At 63.2% G+C, this 15,824-nt stretch carries 12 protein-coding genes; 6 read left to right on the top strand and 6 right to left on the bottom strand.

Annotated features, from left to right (window positions below):
• Positions 1–101: 101 nt before the first annotated feature.
• On the bottom strand, positions 102–1,316 hold the full coding sequence (locus ACNFCI_RS13455) for an aldose 1-epimerase family protein (protein ID WP_368830252.1): 1,215 nt from the start codon (positions 1,314–1,316) through the stop codon (positions 102–104).
• 204 nt (positions 1,317–1,520) lie between these two features.
• Between ACNFCI_RS13455 and ACNFCI_RS13450 the strand changes: the two genes are divergently transcribed.
• Positions 1,521–2,840 carry a hypothetical protein gene (locus ACNFCI_RS13450; RefSeq protein ID WP_368830251.1) on the top strand — a complete coding sequence of 440 codons (1,320 nt, stop codon included), beginning with the start codon at positions 1,521–1,523 and terminating at the stop codon, positions 2,838–2,840.
• 108 nt (positions 2,841–2,948) lie between these two features.
• Here ACNFCI_RS13450 and ACNFCI_RS13445 read toward each other — a convergent pair whose 3' ends face one another.
• Genes ACNFCI_RS13445 through araD1 form a run of 4 tightly spaced genes read right to left on the bottom strand, consistent with a single transcriptional unit; the run spans position 2,949 to position 8,529 of the window.
• Positions 2,949–4,535 carry an aldehyde dehydrogenase (NADP(+)) gene (locus ACNFCI_RS13445; protein WP_084855764.1) on the bottom strand — a complete coding sequence of 529 codons (1,587 nt, stop codon included), beginning with the start codon at positions 4,533–4,535 and terminating at the stop codon, positions 2,949–2,951.
• A 30-nt stretch (positions 4,536–4,565) separates the two neighbouring features.
• Positions 4,566–6,119, bottom strand: a complete 1,554-nt coding sequence (locus ACNFCI_RS13440; RefSeq protein ID WP_368830250.1) for a UxaA family hydrolase — start codon at positions 6,117–6,119, stop codon at positions 4,566–4,568.
• A gap of 27 nt (positions 6,120–6,146) precedes the next feature.
• Entirely contained in the window at positions 6,147–7,472 is a 1,326-nt protein-coding gene (locus ACNFCI_RS13435) for an MFS transporter (protein ID WP_416768015.1), read from the bottom strand.
• A gap of 58 nt (positions 7,473–7,530) precedes the next feature.
• Entirely contained in the window at positions 7,531–8,529 is a 999-nt protein-coding gene (gene araD1, locus ACNFCI_RS13430) for an AraD1 family protein (protein WP_084855761.1), read from the bottom strand.
• 110 nt (positions 8,530–8,639) lie between these two features.
• Between araD1 and ACNFCI_RS13425 the strand changes: the two genes are divergently transcribed.
• The 5 genes from ACNFCI_RS13425 (at position 8,640) to ACNFCI_RS13405 (ending at position 14,198) form a co-directional block, all read left to right on the top strand.
• Positions 8,640–9,557: a LysR family transcriptional regulator gene (locus ACNFCI_RS13425; RefSeq protein WP_368830249.1), complete on the top strand. Its 918-nt coding sequence runs from the start codon at positions 8,640–8,642 to the stop codon at positions 9,555–9,557.
• An 18-nt stretch (positions 9,558–9,575) separates the two neighbouring features.
• A complete protein-coding gene (locus ACNFCI_RS13420; protein ID WP_084855759.1) occupies positions 9,576–10,475 on the top strand; it encodes a LysR substrate-binding domain-containing protein in 900 nt (299 codons plus the stop codon).
• 104 nt (positions 10,476–10,579) lie between these two features.
• Positions 10,580–11,497 carry a hydroxymethylglutaryl-CoA lyase gene (locus ACNFCI_RS13415; RefSeq protein WP_084855758.1) on the top strand — a complete coding sequence of 306 codons (918 nt, stop codon included), beginning with the start codon at positions 10,580–10,582 and terminating at the stop codon, positions 11,495–11,497.
• Between the two features lie 39 nt (positions 11,498–11,536).
• Positions 11,537–12,757 carry a CaiB/BaiF CoA transferase family protein gene (locus ACNFCI_RS13410; RefSeq protein ID WP_084855757.1) on the top strand — a complete coding sequence of 407 codons (1,221 nt, stop codon included), beginning with the start codon at positions 11,537–11,539 and terminating at the stop codon, positions 12,755–12,757.
• 4 nt (positions 12,758–12,761) lie between these two features.
• Positions 12,762–14,198 carry an MFS transporter gene (locus ACNFCI_RS13405; RefSeq protein ID WP_253249320.1) on the top strand — a complete coding sequence of 479 codons (1,437 nt, stop codon included), beginning with the start codon at positions 12,762–12,764 and terminating at the stop codon, positions 14,196–14,198.
• 242 nt (positions 14,199–14,440) lie between these two features.
• On the opposite strand, the gene ACNFCI_RS13400 is transcribed toward ACNFCI_RS13405, so the two are convergent.
• Positions 14,441–15,613, bottom strand: coding sequence for an MFS transporter (locus ACNFCI_RS13400; protein ID WP_368830248.1), 1,173 nt, complete (start codon positions 15,611–15,613; stop codon positions 14,441–14,443).
• Positions 15,614–15,824: the final 211 nt, after the last annotated feature.

Here is a 15,824-nt window from a genome sequence, read left to right as displayed (position 1 = left end):
CAGGAGGCGCGGAGACCATGCGGTGCAAGGCCGGGGGCGACAGGTGTTGGCTGCCCCCTCACTACCTTCAGCGCGCCCTTTTCCGACTTGCCTAGTCGGCGTTACCCCTTGGTCAGGTCAACCAACGGCGTCTGCCGCACCTCGGTTTCGCGCCCACCCTGGATCTCGCTCACCCGTTTCAAGGCCTGGTCCACAGCCGTTTTGTCCGCCAATAGGCTGTAGCTGATGTGGAACTGCCGGCGTTGCTTCGGTCCGATTGTCGGCACCAGGTTCAGTGGCCGCTGGTAACGGCGGTTATAGGAAAAACTCGTTCCTGGCTCCAATCCCGTGACATAGCCCTGGCCTTGGGTATCGGTATTCTTCCACAAGGAAAACACAGGCAGTGTCCGAGTGTTGAAACCGACCGAGACGCCCAGGGTGCCGGCCTTGTTATGCAACACGGCCAATGTATCGCCCCTGGCATCGGCATACGGCACCACGTTATAGACCGTTTCGTCATAGTCCTTGGTGGGGGCGCGGTAGGTTTGCCAGTCGGGCAGGTCGCCCCTGGCCTTGTCGTTGAACGGCGACACCTGTTTCACCGGCGCGGCGAAACGAGCGCCCTGCTCCAGGAATGGGGTGCTGAAGTTACTGTGATACAGCGCCTGGTATTCCTTCGGATAATCGCCGTTGTTGGTGAGGGTGTCGTTGAGGGTGAACACCACGCTGCCGGGTTCGGTAACCACTTCGGTCGCGATGGAGAAGTCGACCTTCTTGAATGCCTGCTCTTTCAGTTCGCCACGCAAGGTGATGGCGTACGGTGGCTTCTCATCGATGTGCAGGGTGACGTTGTTCGCAGGAATGTTGGCGGCCCGACCGTGCAGGGTCAGCAGTTCGCCATTGTCGATGCCGGGGTGGCCGACCCACTCGTAACCGCAGCGGGTGACCAGCTCGTTGAAACCTTCCAGCCAGCCTAGGCCATTGCGCCCATTGAGTTCGATGAAGGAGGGGTTGACCACTTCCTTGACCGGCGAGTCCCAGCCCATGCGCACATTACCGACCGAGGCCTGCAAGACGTTCATGCCGCGAGTCGGCACCACCGAAAGTTTCATCGTGCCGTTATCGATGTCGACGATGCTGACACCCTCCTGCCGACCGCCGTGCAAGGTGCGCAGGGTGACGCTGAAGGGCTTGTCGGTTTTTATGCCAAGCTGCTGGCTGGTGATCTTCCAGTTCTGGGCGGGTTTGTCGGTGTCGAGCAGGACGTAGTCCCAGGCCATGGCCTGGGAGGTCGCGAACAGGGTGCTGAAAGCAACGAAGCGTTTGAGAGCGGGCATGGCGGCAGCCTTTTGTTGGAGTTGTGCCTTTTTTATAGAGTTAGAGAAACGTTTCAGCAAGTTGGATTAATGATGCTTCCGGCAAATGTACGAAATCATTTGCTATCCGTTGGCGCCGATTCTTTAATTCGCTTGTTGGTTATTGGCCATGTGCCACTACTTTTGCCCAATCCGTCCTCGTCGCCACCGCCAAAGGATTGAGTCATGGATTCGTTTGCAAGATCCTGCCTGTATGCTGCACTCCTTGCCGGTACCGTTGTTCTGCACGGCTGTTCCAGCTGGAAGCCTGCCGGGGCCTACAGTATCGAATCCGCTGTCCGGGATTCCGAGGTCAGCGCCTTGCCCAAGTCCCAGGCACAAGCTGTGGTATTCATCGACCCCTCTCAGCTGGGTACTGCCATCGACAAGTCGGCTGAAGGATTTGCCGGAAGCGCCTGTGAAGTATCCTTCCGCCTCTATCCAGAGCTGTATGCGCAGTCATTCCAGAAGCTTTCCATGGTTTATCGGCGTGTGGATCTGAAGCCTTTGGGCAGTTCTGCGGCCGGGTACGATCTGGCGGTATTGCCGCAACTCGAGGATGTTCAATGGAGCGCTGACGGGCCGAGTGCCAATATGGCGGCGGTAAAAGTGCTGTTCACTTTGATGGCGGGCGGCACACCGAAGCACAGCTTCGAAGCCTTCCAGATGGCACGTGGCGACCTGGGGCGCTGGCACCAGGGCTGCCCGGACGCAACGAAGTCCTCCTCAAAGGCGGCGCAAGAGGCGGTCGGCCTGGCGGTGAACCGGATCGTCCGGGAGATGGCGGCCCAGCCCATTCGTGCAGGCGGGGCCTCGATTCCCCCGTCCGGCGAGCAACAAAGCCTGCTGCTGATGCAGATCCAGGGCCTGCGAGGCAATGCTGGGGTGCTCAATCACGAAACGGACTACACCCCAGTCATTGCGGCCGGCCTGGACGTCACGGCGGCGGCCTACAACCTGAAGGGCAGAAGCGCCGAAGCAACGACCGCACTGAACCTGGCCAATCAGTTGAGAGCAGGGGCCAGCGCAGCGACGGGTGAAGGCGCTGCCATGGCTGCTGTCGCAGCAAGCGACGGCATCCCGGTGCCTGCCGCGGCTTCATCAGCCAGTTGCAGCGGCGACTACAGCTTCCTGGCGCCACAGCTGCGAGCCTATCAGGACCCTTCATTGTCCGAGGTCCGCTCCAGCTACCTGAGGCAGCCTATCTCCAACAACGTCGAGTTCCTGCGCGGTAAAGGGCTCGACAAGCAGAGTGCGATCAACGTGATGCTGCAGAATGCCGCGCTGGACGAGCAGACCGCTCGTGAGGCCGCACAGCAGGCGCGAGACTCTGACGGGCATGGCGATGTCAGCATTCCACAGGCGCAAAGCGATCAGCTGCGCCTGGATTTCCCGTGCGATCAGGCCAGCATCCATGCGTCGGGTGTCTGCACGTACATCCGCCATAGGTGGACCAGTCTCTATGAGCGCACTACAGCTGAGCTGATAGAACGGTGCTGGAACTAAGCCCTCACCGCCCCTTGGAGGCAGCCGGCTTTCCCCCTGCTCAGAAGCGGTTTATCCGCCAAGCGTGCGACGGGCAGGGAAAGCCGGCAGGGGCCTGAAAGGCGCCGGCTAGCGGGCCAAGGCTTCTCGGCTGTATTCCCCATCGACCAATCGCAGCAGGCCCAGTGGGTTGGCATTCTGCAGCGCGGGGGGGAGCAGTTCGTCGGGGTAGTTCTGGAAGCACACCGGCCGCAGGAACCGGTCGATGGCCAAGGTCCCCACGGAGGTGCCGCGGGCATCGGAAGTGGCGGGATAGGGGCCGCCGTGCACCATGGCATCGCAGACTTCCACACCGGTCGGGTAGCCGTTGAGCAACAGGCGGCCGACCTTTTCCTGCAACAGCTCACTCAACCAGCCGTGAGCCAGCAGTTCGGCGGGCTCGCCGATGAGGGTGGCGGTCAGCTGGCCGCGCAGGGCCTTGACCGCATCGGCCAGTTGGGCCTGGTCTTGGACCTCGACCACCAGGGTCGCGGGGCCGAAAACCTCTTCCTGCAACAGGCCATCGCCTTCGAGCAGCAGGCTGACGTCGGCTTGGAACAGTTGTGGCTCGGCGTGTTGCGCACCCTGCGCCGCGCCTGCCAGGTGGCGGATGCCTGGGTGGGCGTGCAGGTGCTCCAGCGCTTGGCGGTAGCTGGCCAGGGTGCCGACATTGAGCATGGTCTGGGCCGGTTTGTCGGCCATCTGGGCTTTGAGCTGCTCGATGAAGGCGCTGAACGCAGGCGAACGCAGGCCCAGGACCAAGCCTGGATTGGTGCAGAACTGCCCACAGCCGAGGGTGACCGAGGCGCTCAGTTCCCGGGCAATCGCCTCGCCGCGAACCTTCAGTGCAGCTGGCAGGACGATCACCGGGTTGATGCTGGACATCTCGGCGAACACGGGAATCGGCTGTGGGCGCTCGGCGGCCATGCGGCACAAGGCGCTGCCACCTTTGAGCGAGCCGGTGAAGCCAACCGCCTGGATCGCTGGATGCTTGACCAACCACTCACCGACACCGCTGCCATAGACCATGTTGAACACACCAGCCGGCATGGTGGTGCGTTCGGCTGCGCGCAGGATGGCATCGGCCACCCACTCGGCGGTGGCCATGTGGCCGCTGTGCGCCTTGAACACCACCGGGCAGCCAGCGGCCAGGGCCGATGCGGTGTCGCCGCCGGCGGTGGAGAAGGCCAAGGGGAAGTTGCTGGCGCCGAACACGGCGACCGGCCCGACGCCAATACGGTACTGGCGTAGGTCCGGGCGTGGCGCGGGCTGGCGCTCGGGCAGGGCGTGGTCGATACGTGCACCAAGGAAGTCGCCACGGCGCAGTACCTTGGCGAACAGGCGCATCTGCGCACTGGTCCGGCCGCGCTCCCCCAGGATGCGGGCGCTGGGCAGCGCCGTTTCGCGACACACGGTGGCGATGAAGTCGTCACCCAGGGCATCCAGTTCGTCGGCAATGGCGTCCAAAAACTCCGCACGTCTGCTCGCGGGCAGGTTGCGATAGCTCGGGAAGGCCGTGGCGGCCGCCTTGGCCGCCGCATCCGCCTCCGCTTCGGTGGCTTGGCTGAACAGGCCGGGCAAGGGTTCGCCGGTGGTGGCGTCCAGGCTCTGGAGCTGGATGCTGCCTTGGGCCGAGCGTTGGCCGCCGATGTAGTTGTGACCGAGGATCCGGGTCATGGAGGGCTCCTGTAAGGGTAAACAAGAAGGTCAGGTGATGGCGCCGATCTGCCACGGCACGAACTCGTTCTGGCCATAGCCGTGCTGCTCGCTTTTGCTGCGTTCGCCCGAGGCAATGCGCAGCATCAGCTGATAGATATGCTCGCCACGCTCTGCGATGGTCATGCTGCCGTCGGCAATACCGCCGCAGTTCACATCCATGTCTTCTTCCTGGGTTTCCCAGAGGCGCGTGTTGGTGGCCAGCTTGATCGAGGGGGAGGGCGCACAGCCGTAGGCCGAGCCACGTCCAGTGGTGAAGGCGATCAGGTTGGCACCACCTGCAACCTGGCCGGTGGCCGAGATCGGGTCGTAGCCGGGGGTGTCCATGAACACCAGGCCGTGGGCGCGCACCGGCTCGGCATACTCGTAGACGTCCATCAGGTCGCTGGAGCCGGCCTTGGCCACGGCGCCAAGGGACTTTTCCAGGATGGTGGTCAGGCCGCCGGCCTTGTTGCCGGCAGAAGGGTTGTTGTTCAGCTCGGCCCCCATGCGCTGGCAATAGGCCTCCCACCACTGGATGCGGGCGATCAGTTTCTCGCCGACGTGCTGGCTCACCGCACGGCGCGTCAGCAGGTGCTCGGCGCCATAGATTTCCGGGGTTTCCGACAGGATTGCAGTACCGCCAGCGGCCACCAGGCGGTCCACGGCATTGCCCAGGGCCGGATTGGCGGTGATGCCCGAATAGCCATCCGAGCCACCGCATTGCAGGCCTACGGTGAGGTGTCGCACGCTGACGGGCTGGCGTTCGACGCGGTTGGCCTCTTCGAGCAGCGATTCGACCTGGGCGATCCCGCTGGCGATGGTCTTGGACGTGCCGCCGGAGCCCTGGATGGTGAAGGTGCGCAGGGTGTTGCAACTTTCCAGGCCCTGGGCGGCAAGCAGGTCAGGGATCTGGTTGGTTTCGCAGCCCAGGCCGATCAGCAGCACTGCGGCGAAGTTGGCATGCACGGCGTATCCGCCCAGGGTCCGGCGCAGCATGGCCAACGCCTCGCCAGTGGGGTCGACGGCGCAACCGACGCCATGGGTCAGGGCGACCACGCCATCGACGTTGGGGTAGGGCGCCAGGGCTTCGGGGTGGATGTCGCGGCGGAAATGATCGGCGATGGCGCGAGCCACGGTCGCCGAGCAGTTCACCGAGGTCAGGATGCCGATGTAGTTGCGCGTGGCGACCCGGCCGTCCGGGCGTACGATGCCCATGAAGGTGTCTTCGGTGGGGGCCTGCACGCCCCGGGCATCGACGCCGAAGGCATAGTCGCGGGCGAAGTCGCCCATCGCCAGGTTGTGCACGTGCACATGTTGGCCGGCCTCGATGGCCTGGCTGGCGAAGCCGATGATCTGCCCGTAGCGGCGCAGCGGCTGGCCGGCCTCGAGGTCGCGGGCGGCCACCTTGTGGCCGGCGGGGATCGGTTCGAGCACCCGTACGCCTTCATCCAGGTGCAGGCCCTTGGGCAGCGGCTGGCGAGCGATCAGCACGTCGTCCAGTGGGTTGAGTCGGATCACCGCATTGGCAGCGTTTTCACTGCCTGTCTTTGTAATCAGTTGCATGACATTCACCTCAAAGGGACGCGGCCATCAGGCCAGGCCGCGTTCGCGATAATCGATCAGGCCGGAGAACAGCATCAGGCCGAACGCCATGACCACGAAGAAGATCAGGGCCAGGAAGTAGGAGCCGGTGAACTGCACGATCAGGCCGATCAGGATCGGGACCAGCACACCCACCATGTTGCCGCAGAAGTTCATGCTGCCGCCCAGCACGCCGGCTTTGGACTTGCCGCCGAGGATGGCCGGCAGGCACCAGTACATTCCGCACCAGCGAATGAAGAACAGTGCGACGCAGAGCAGGGCGATCACCTTCGCGGCATCCGGGGTATAGGCCACCAGCAGGATGCACAGGGCGGCCACGGCTGCCGAGCCTGCGAACATGCTGCGCATCACGGTGTTGGGTTGCCCGCCGTTGGTCTTCCACTTGTCGGCGATCCAGCCGCCGACCAGCTCGCTGACGAAACCGCACATGAAGATCAGGAAGGTCGCGCCGCCCATGGCCTTGATGTCCAGGTCATGAGCCTTGTGCAGGTAGCTTGGCATCCAGGTCAGCAAGCCATAGAACACGCTGTTGTAGCAGGCATATCCTGCGAACATGCACAGTACCGAGCGGCTCTTGAGTAGCTCCTTGAGCACGGCCTTGCGGTTGCCGTTGTGCTTGCTGGCGGCTTCGTTGGCCTGGGTGATGTAGGACAGCTCGGCCGCGTTGACCTGCGGGTGTTCGCTTGGGTGGTTGCGGATATACCACCAGGCCCAGATACCCACCACGATGGTGCCGACGCCGGCGATGATGAACGCGATGCGCCAGGAGTCGAACCAGGTGATCAGGCCCGCGATGATGATCGCGCCGAGCGCCGTGCCCAGCGGGGCACCACCATCGACCAAGGTCGCCCCGCGACCGCGTTCGTTCGGCGTCAGCCAGGCGCCGTTGAGCTTGGCGCCTGCCGGCATGATCGGCGACTCGGCCACGCCCAGGCCGACTCGGGTGATCAGCAGGGTGATCCAGTGATGGGCAAAGCCGCCCAGCGCCTGGAAGGCTCCCCAGCCGACCGTGGCCACGCCGATGATGTTGCGCACCTGGAAACGGTCCAGCAGCATGCCGCTGGGGATCTGCATCAAGGCGTACGACCAGAAGAAGGCGCTGAGTATCAGGCCTTCCAGCGCCGGGGTCAGTTCGAACTCGGCTGAAATCAACGGCAGGGCTACCGACAGCGAGGCCCGGTCGATGTAGTTGATGGCGGCCAGCAACAGCAGGATCAGGAAGATCCGCCAGCGTACGCTGGTCGGGCGGGTGCTGTCGGCACAGGCCACGGCCGATGTGGAGGCCGCTGTGCTAGGGCTGTTCTTCATGCTCATCTCTCTTTTATGGTTGTTATGAAATGCCGGGGCGGCGCGGCCATGCACCGCCGTCGGGTCAGAGCGACGTCACCTCTCCGGGTGCGAAGGTCGCTGGCGCCAGGGCAATGCCGTTGCGCAGCGGGGCGCCGAATTCCGGCAGGCTGATTTCGAAGACATCGCCGGCGGCCGTCCTGACCTGGTCGGCGAACGACAGGGTCGCGGTGCCGAAGAAGTGAATGTGGACATCGCCAGGGCGCAGGAACTGCGCATACTTGAAGTGGTGATACTCCAGGTTTTCCAGGGAGTGGCACATGTTGTCCTCGCCACTGAGGAACGCCTTTTCCCAGATGACGTCATCGCCTCGGCGGATCCGGCTGACGCCATTCAGGTGGCGGGGCAGCTCACCGATGCGCAGCTCCGGGCCGAACGAGCAGTTGCGCAGTTTGGAGTGAGCCAGGTACAGGTAGTTGCGCCGTTCCATCACGTGGTCGGAAAACTCATTGCCGATGGCGAAGCCCAACCGGTAGGGTCGGCCATCAGCGCCGATGACATAGAGCCCGGCCAGCTCAGGCTCCTCGCCTGCATCTTCGGCAAAGGGCGGGCTCTGGAAGGCCTGGCCTGGGCGCACGACGATCGAACCGTCACCCTTGTAGAACCATTCAGGCTGTACGCCGACGGTGCCAGGGGTAGGGCGCCCCCCTTCGATGCCCCATTGGAAGATGCGTGCTGTGTCGGTCAGGGCGGCGGCATCGTCGATTTTCTGCTGATGCATCTTGTCGCGTGTCGAGGCGCTGCCCAGATGAGTCAGGCCGGTGCCGCTGACCAGGCAATGGGCGGGGTCTTCGTGGTCCAGCGGTGGCAATACCCGGCACGCCTCCAGAAGCTGGGCGTAGCGCTCATCGTAGCTGTGCAGGCCTCGTGCGATGACTTCCGCGCTCAGGCTGCGCTGGTTGCCAATGGCCGCCAGGGCCAGTTCGCGCATGTGGGTGGTATTGCTCACGACCTGGATCACGTCGCCTTCCACCACGCCGACATGGCGCTGGGCATGGACGGTTTCGAATTGGATCAGACGCATGCTGGCTCCTGGTTGTTCTTGTAAGGATCAAGTGGCGGCCACTTTATTTCTCCCAGTCGATGCTGCCTAATGAGAGCTGCTGACATCGCGATAACTTTTAGTGATCCCCTATGCTTCCATCCTTGACTTCCATGGCTTCGCGCCTTCGGCTCCGTCAGTTACGTTTGCTGATCAGCCTCGATGAACTCGGCTCGATCCACAAAGCGGCCGAGGCGATGTCCATTACCCAGCCTGGAGCGACCAAGGCGCTCAACGAGATCGAGTCGACGCTCGGCGCGGTGCTGTTCGACCGTACCAGCAAGGGGCTGGAGGCCAATGATTTGGGGCGTTGCGTGGTGCGCTACGCACGCTTGATCAACACCGACCTTGCCCACCTGCGCGAAGAGATGCTGGGGATCCTCCAGGGGCACGGCGGGCGCCTCTCGGTAGGCACCATCATGGGCGCGGTGCCGATGCTGGTGGAGGGGCTGGCGAGCTTGCGCGAGGCTCAGCCAGACCTGTCGGTCACCGTCGTCGAGGACACCAGCGACCGTTTGCTCAGCCTGCTCGACCAGGGCCGGCTGGACGTGGTGATCTGCCGGACCAGCGTCAGCCGCCGCCCGGCGGCGTATGAAAGCCGGGTCAAGCACCAGGAACAACTCGTGCTGGTAGCCAACCCGGCGCATCCTCTGGCCGGCAGCCAATCGCTGAACTTGTCGCAACTGACCGACTCGCGCTGGGTGGTGTTTCCTGTGAACATGCCCTTGCGCCTGACACTCGAGCGTGAGTTTCGCGAGGCCGGGTTGAGCTTCCCGCAGTACCCCATCGAAACCTCCTCGACCTTCACGACCTTGTCGATGCTGAGGCAGGATCCCGGTCTGCTCGCCGTCATGCCGTGGGATGTGGCCAAGGTGGCCGTGGACCATGGCATGCTGGTGCGTCTGCCGTTGCAGCTGATGTCACGCAGTGAGCCTTACGAAGTGGTTACCCGACGAGGTGTCGAATTGAGCAGCCCCGCCCGGCTGCTCATCGATATCCTGATGGCATGAACCTGGAGCGGGAAGACCATGTGGCAGTTTGATCCGGTATCGTTGAGGCTCTTCATCGCCGCGTGCGAAGAAGGCAGTATCGCTGCGGCGGCAACGCGTGAGTTCATTGCGCCTTCAGCGGTGAGCAAGCGCATCTCGGACATCGAGTCGGCCTTTGCCACCGCGCTGTTGGTACGCAGCAAGAAAGGCGTGGCGCCAACGCCGGCAGGGCAGGCCTTGCTCCGCCATGCGCGCAAGTTCATGCGCGACATCGAGCGCCTGCAGGGCGAGTTGAGCGAATATGCCGAGGGCGCTCGCGGACATGTGCGGGTGCTGGCCAATGTATCATCGCTCATGGAGTTCCTTCCCGAGGAGCTTGCCCGCTTTCTGGCCGAGAACGAGCATATCCAGGTCGATGTCGAGGAACGCTTCAGCTCGGATGTGGTACGCGGTATCGAGGAAGGGCATGCCGACATCGGTATTTGTCGCCAATCCATGGCTGAAGGGGACCTTGAGTTTCATCCGTACCGTACCGACCATCTTTCGGTGGTGGTCAACACCCGCCATCCCCTGGCCGGGCGCGAAAGCATCAGCTTCGTGGAAACACTGGATTTTCATCACCTCAACATTTCCGCTTTTTCCACCCTCGGCACCCAGATGCAGAAACTGGCCCGTGCCGCGGGCAAGGACTTGCAGTACCGGACGTGCGTCTCGTCCTTCGATGCGGCCCTTCGCCTGGTGGAAGCAGGCATGGTGCTGGCCATCTTTCCGCAGGAGGCGGTGGCGCGTTATGTCGAATTGTTCGGGCTGCGGGTCATTCCTCTGACCGATGATTGGGTGCGTGGCCAATTCGTGATCTGTGTCCGGGATAGCGCCAGCCTCTCGCTCGCGGCCAAACGCCTGCTTGACCATCTGCTGGCCGCACCGGCCTGCGCATAGGGTTTATCCATCTCCAACGCAGATGGTTGGCCCCGTCAAAAACGTCTTTTCGGCATCTCCCGGGCTACTTAGGCTGGCGGCAATTCCTCTTTCCGGGTAGCCGCATGAACACCCTGGTGCTGAATGAAGTCGGTATGCGCGACGGGCTGCAGAGCCTTCGCAGCATCATGCCCACCGTAGCGAAGCGAAAATGGATCGACACGGCCTACGAGGCGGGTGTGCGGTACATGGAGGTCGCGTCGTTCGTTCCGGCGAAGCTGTTGCCGCAAATGGCCGATGCCGCTGAAGTGGTGGCCCATGCCCTGACGTTCCCGGACCTTACGGTCACTGTGCTGGCGCCGAACCTGCGCGGCGCTCAGGACGCGCTTGCCTCGGGTGCTCATCGCATCATGGTGCCGGTGTCCGTCAGTGCGGCCCACAGTCAGGCGAACGTGCGTTGCACCCCTGAGCACATGGTGGAGACGTTCGCCCGCATGTGCGAGTTGCGCGACCAGGCCGGGCACCCGGTGACGATGATCGCCGGCATGTCGACGGCGTTCGGCTGCACCCTGCAAGGCCATGTCCCCCTCGACGACCTGCTGGCATTGACCTCAAAGGTCCTGCTCGCCGGTTGTGACGCCGTCTCCCTGGCTGATACCACCGGCTATGCCACGCCCGGCCAAGTCGCACAGACCCTGCAGGCGGTGCGGGCCATCGCGGGCGACAAGCTGCAGTCGGCCCATTTTCACGATACCCGCGGGCTGGCCCTGGCCAACGCCTTGGTCGCCGTGCAGCACGGTATCGCAGAGCTGGATGCGTCGCTGGGCGGTATCGGCGGATGCCCATTCGCCCCTGGCGTTTCGGGCAATGCAGTCACCGAAGACCTGGTGTTCATGCTCCAGGGCATGGGGGTGCGCACCGGTATCGATATCGAACGGTTGCTGGTGTGTCGGGCGCTCGTGCAGTCAGCGCTGCCTGGCGAACTGTTGTATGGCCATATCGCTCGCGCTGGCCTGCCCAGACAGGTTCAAAGCCTTGTTTGATTCCACTAGGGCATGAATGTTTGTAACGGAGTCCATCGCATGTCAACGCTACCGCTTGAGGGTATCCGTGTCATCGAGCTGTCCCACATGGTGATGGGGCCTGCCTGTGGCATGGTATTGGCCGACCTGGGCGCTGAGGTGATCAAGGTAGAGCCGGTCAAAGGGGACGGTACGCGGCACCTTCCCGGGGCCGGCGCGGGTTTTTTCAGGATATTCAACCGCAACAAGAAAAGCCTTGCCGTCGACCTGGACAGCGAGGCCGGCCGAGAGGCGGTCCTTGCCCTGGTCGACACCGCCGACGTATTCATCGAGAACTTCAAGCCTGGGCGCATGGGGCAGCTCGGGCTGGACCATGACACACTCCGCGCACGCAATGCCGAGCTGATATACGTCTCCCACAAGGGTTTCCTGAAGGGGCCTTACGAGAATCGCCTGGCCTTGGATGAAGTCGTGCAGATGATGGGCGGTCTCGCCTACATGACAGGCCCTGTGGGGCAGCCATTGCGAGCGGGAAGCTCGGTGAACGACATCATGGGCGGCATGTTCGGTGCGATCGGTGTATTGGCGGCCTTGCACGAGCGCAGCCGAACGGGAAGAGGCAAGGAGATCCACAGCGCCCTGTTCGAGAACTGCGTACTGCTCAGTGCCCAGCACATGCAACAGTACGCCGTGACCGGACACGCCCCGGCGCCGATGCCCAGCAGGATCAGTGCATGGTCGATCTACGACGTTTTCAGCTTCGCAGGCGGTGAACAGATGTTCGTTGCGGCGACCGGCGACGGACAATGGTCAGCCCTGTGCAGGGTCCTGGGGCAGGAGGCGCTGCTAGGCGACCCCAGCCTGGCGAGCAATACGGCGCGCGTGGAGCAGCGCCCCCGCTTGCTGGCCCATCTTGCCGAGGTCTTCGCCACCTTGGATGCGAAGGCACTGGCTGTCGAACTGGAGCGTAACGGCATTCCATTCGCAGCGATTCGCCGGCCTGAAGAGCTGTTCGATGATCCTCACCTGAAGGCAAGCGGTGGATTGGCGCCCTTGCAGCTGGATGACGGTGCCCAGACCGTGGTGCCGTTGTTGCCATTGAGCTTCGATGGGGGGCGTTTCGGGCCACGTCTACCCTTGGCGCGCGTGGGCGAGCATACCGCAGAAGTTCTGCAAGGCCTCGGCTATGACGCTGCCCGGATCGAGCGGCTGCGGGCGGCGGGGCTTTGCAGGATGGTGGACAAACGCGATGCGCCGCAAAACCTGAGCGTGCCCCGATGAGCTGATGGTACTGCCAACTTTCAGTACGTTCCCTTACATCATGCAAGGAAAGGAGGGCGTATTGCCTTCTCATCTCCAACAACTAGAAGAACCGGAGAAACCAATGGTCACCGTTACCAATGCTTCGGCCAACCAAGCCTCGAACGAGGATCAGCTCAAAGAGTTGCTGCTCTACCGTCGTGTGGCTTGGCGTATCGTCCCGCTAGCGATCATCTGCTTCCTTTTTTCCTATTTCGACAGGATCAACATCAGCTTCGCCAAGGCGCAGATGCAAGCTGAACTGGGCCTGAGCGATACGGCCTATGGCCTGGCCGCAAGCATGTTTTTCGTCGGTTACGTATTGTTCGAGGTGCCCAGTGGCCTTGGCTTGAGAAAGTACGGTGCGCCCGCGTGGATCTGTCGCATCATGATCTCCTGGGGGCTGGCGACGGCTGCACTGGTGTTCGCCTACTCGCAATACACCTTGTATTTCCTACGCTTTCTCATCGGGGTCATGGAGGCGGGGTTTGGACCGGCCATTCTTTTCTACATGGCATGCTGGTTCCCGAAGAAGCAGCTGGCCAGTATCAACGGTATCTGGTTTCTCGCCATTCCCCTGTCGGGCGCCATTGGTGCGCCACTCGCTGGGCTTGTGCTCAATGGCATGGACGGTTTCCTCGGCTTGGCGGGTTGGCATTGGCTGTTCGTGCTCTCGGGCCTGCCGTGCTGCTTGATGGGGCTTGTCGTCCTCTGGAAACTGGACCGCGACATCCAGTCCGCCAAATGGCTTTCCCAGGATGAAAAGGATCTGCTGGAGAAGAACGTGGGCGTCGGGCGCGAGAACGTGCCTGCAAGCCACGCTTCGTTTTGGCGGGTGCTGGTGACGCGCGAGGTGGCTGTGTTCGCGTTCGTCTATTTCGGCATCAAGATGGCCAGCTATGGCCTTAACTTCTGGATGCCACACCTGATCGCCCAGTCGGGCGTCAAGGACATGTTCTATGTGGGCGTGCTGACGGCCTTGCCCTACGCTGTCGCATGTGTGGGAATGGTCTGGATGACACGCCGCTCCGATCGCACGGGAGACCGCAAGACCTACCTGCTGCTGTGCATGCTCGCCTCGACGGTTGGCTATATCCTGGCCTGCTGGTTCTTCGACAACCCCGTGATGCTGATGACTGCGTTGGTGCTTGCCACTGCCGGGTCGTTCATCGCGATACCGATCTTCTGGTGCCTGCCGCAATCGACGTTCTCCGGAATCGCCATCGCCAGTGCCGTGGCGGCGGTCAATTCCGTGGGGCAACTGAGCGGGATGATCGCGCCGGCCATGGTGGGTTTCATCAACGACCTCACGGGGCAGACCTACATGGGCATGTTGGCGATCGTGCCGGTGCTGATTGCCAGTTGCTATGTCATTGCCCGCTACGTGCGCGACCCGGCACAGAGTGGCTCGAGGTCGGTGTGAAGCGCTGGGTGGGTGATCGAAAAGGGGGGATGTCCTAATGCCGGTAAGCCTTATCGGCTGCACGAGGGGTGCTTCGCAGCCCATCGCCGGCAAGCCGGCTCCCACTGTGACAGTGCCGTTCTCGAGGCTGGCGTGTTACGGGAGCCGGCTTGCCGGCGATGAGTGTGCAGCGCCCCGCGTCATTAACTGACAGACACTGAAAGGCACGATGGCGCGCGAAGCCTCGCCATCGTGCCTTGTCTTCAAAGCGTCTCGCCGACCGTCTTGGCGGCGACTTTGTTGCGCCCTCCGAGCCAGACCAGCAGCAGGCCACCCGCAGCCAGCAAGCCACCGGCGACCGGCACCGCGGCGTAGCCGAGGTTCAGGCTGATGACGCCACCGCCCAGTGCCGCACCCACGGCGTTGCCGAGGTTGAAGGCACCCACGTTGATCGAGGAGGCCAGGCCCGGGGCCTCGGCGGCAGCGATCATCACGCGCATCTGCAGGGGCGGTACCACGGCGAAGGTGAACACTCCCCATACCAGCAGGGCCAGGGCGGCGCCGACGTGGGTGCCGAGCACCAGCGGCATCAGCACCATGATCAGGGCCAGCACGCCGAGGAAGATACGCGCCGAGCCGTCCAGCGACCAGTCGGCCAGGCGCCCGCCCAGGCTGTTGCCCAGGGTGAAGCCGACACCGATCAGCACCAGGCCCAGGGTGACGAAGCTGTCCGAAGCACCGGTCAATTCGGCGAGCACCGGGGCCACGTAGGTATACAGGGTGAACATGGCGCCGGCACCGAGCACGGTAGTGGCCATGGCCAGCAGGACGTTCGGCCGGGCGATCACGGCCAGTTCCCGGCGTACATGGGGCACGCTGCCGCGTTCACCCTTGGGCAGGGCATACCACAGCGCGGCCATGGCCAGGATGCCGAGCACTGCGGTACCGGCGAAGGCCAGGCGCCAGCCGACCTGCTGGCCGATCCAGGTGGCGGCGGGCACGCCGCCGATATTGGCGATGGTCAGGCCCATGAACATCGTGGCGATGGCGCTGGCCTGTTTTTCGCGAGGTACCACGCTTGCGGCCACCACCGCACCCAGGCCGAAGAAGGCGCCGTGGTTGAGGCTGGTGATCAGGCGCGAGGCGAGCAGAGTGCCATAGCCTGGCGAGAGGGCCGAGAGCAGGTTGCCCAGGGTGAAGATGGCCATCAGCGCGATCAGCGCGCCGCGCTTGCCGAAGCGGCTGAACAGCAAGGTCATGATCGGTGCACCGACCATCACGCCGACGGCGTAGGCGGTGACCAGCATGCCGGCGCTGGGGATGCTGACATCCACCCCTTCGGCGATGACGGGCAGCAGGCCCATGGGAGTGAATTCGGTGGTGCCGATGCCGAAGGCGCCGATGGCCAAGGCTAGCAGGACGTGTCCGGGTTTCATTGCATAGGCTCCTTCGAGCGTTGCGAATTAGGTAGGTGCGCAGTATGGCGGGGGCAGGGGGTGGGATTAAGTCACGATTGCGCTAATGACCTTTGATCTGGAGTCATTAATAGAGGGGAGGGACGGAGGGGGAACTGGAGCTTGTGTAGATCGGGGCTGCGCTGCAGCCCATCGCGGGACAAGCCCGCTCCTACAGGAGGGCGTTTTCAGC

It is taken from the genome of Pseudomonas sp. NY15356, from assembly GCF_048068175.1.
GTDB lineage: Bacteria > Pseudomonadota > Gammaproteobacteria > Pseudomonadales > Pseudomonadaceae > Aquipseudomonas > Aquipseudomonas putida_K.
This window is presented reverse-complemented; position numbering and strand designations above follow the sequence as displayed.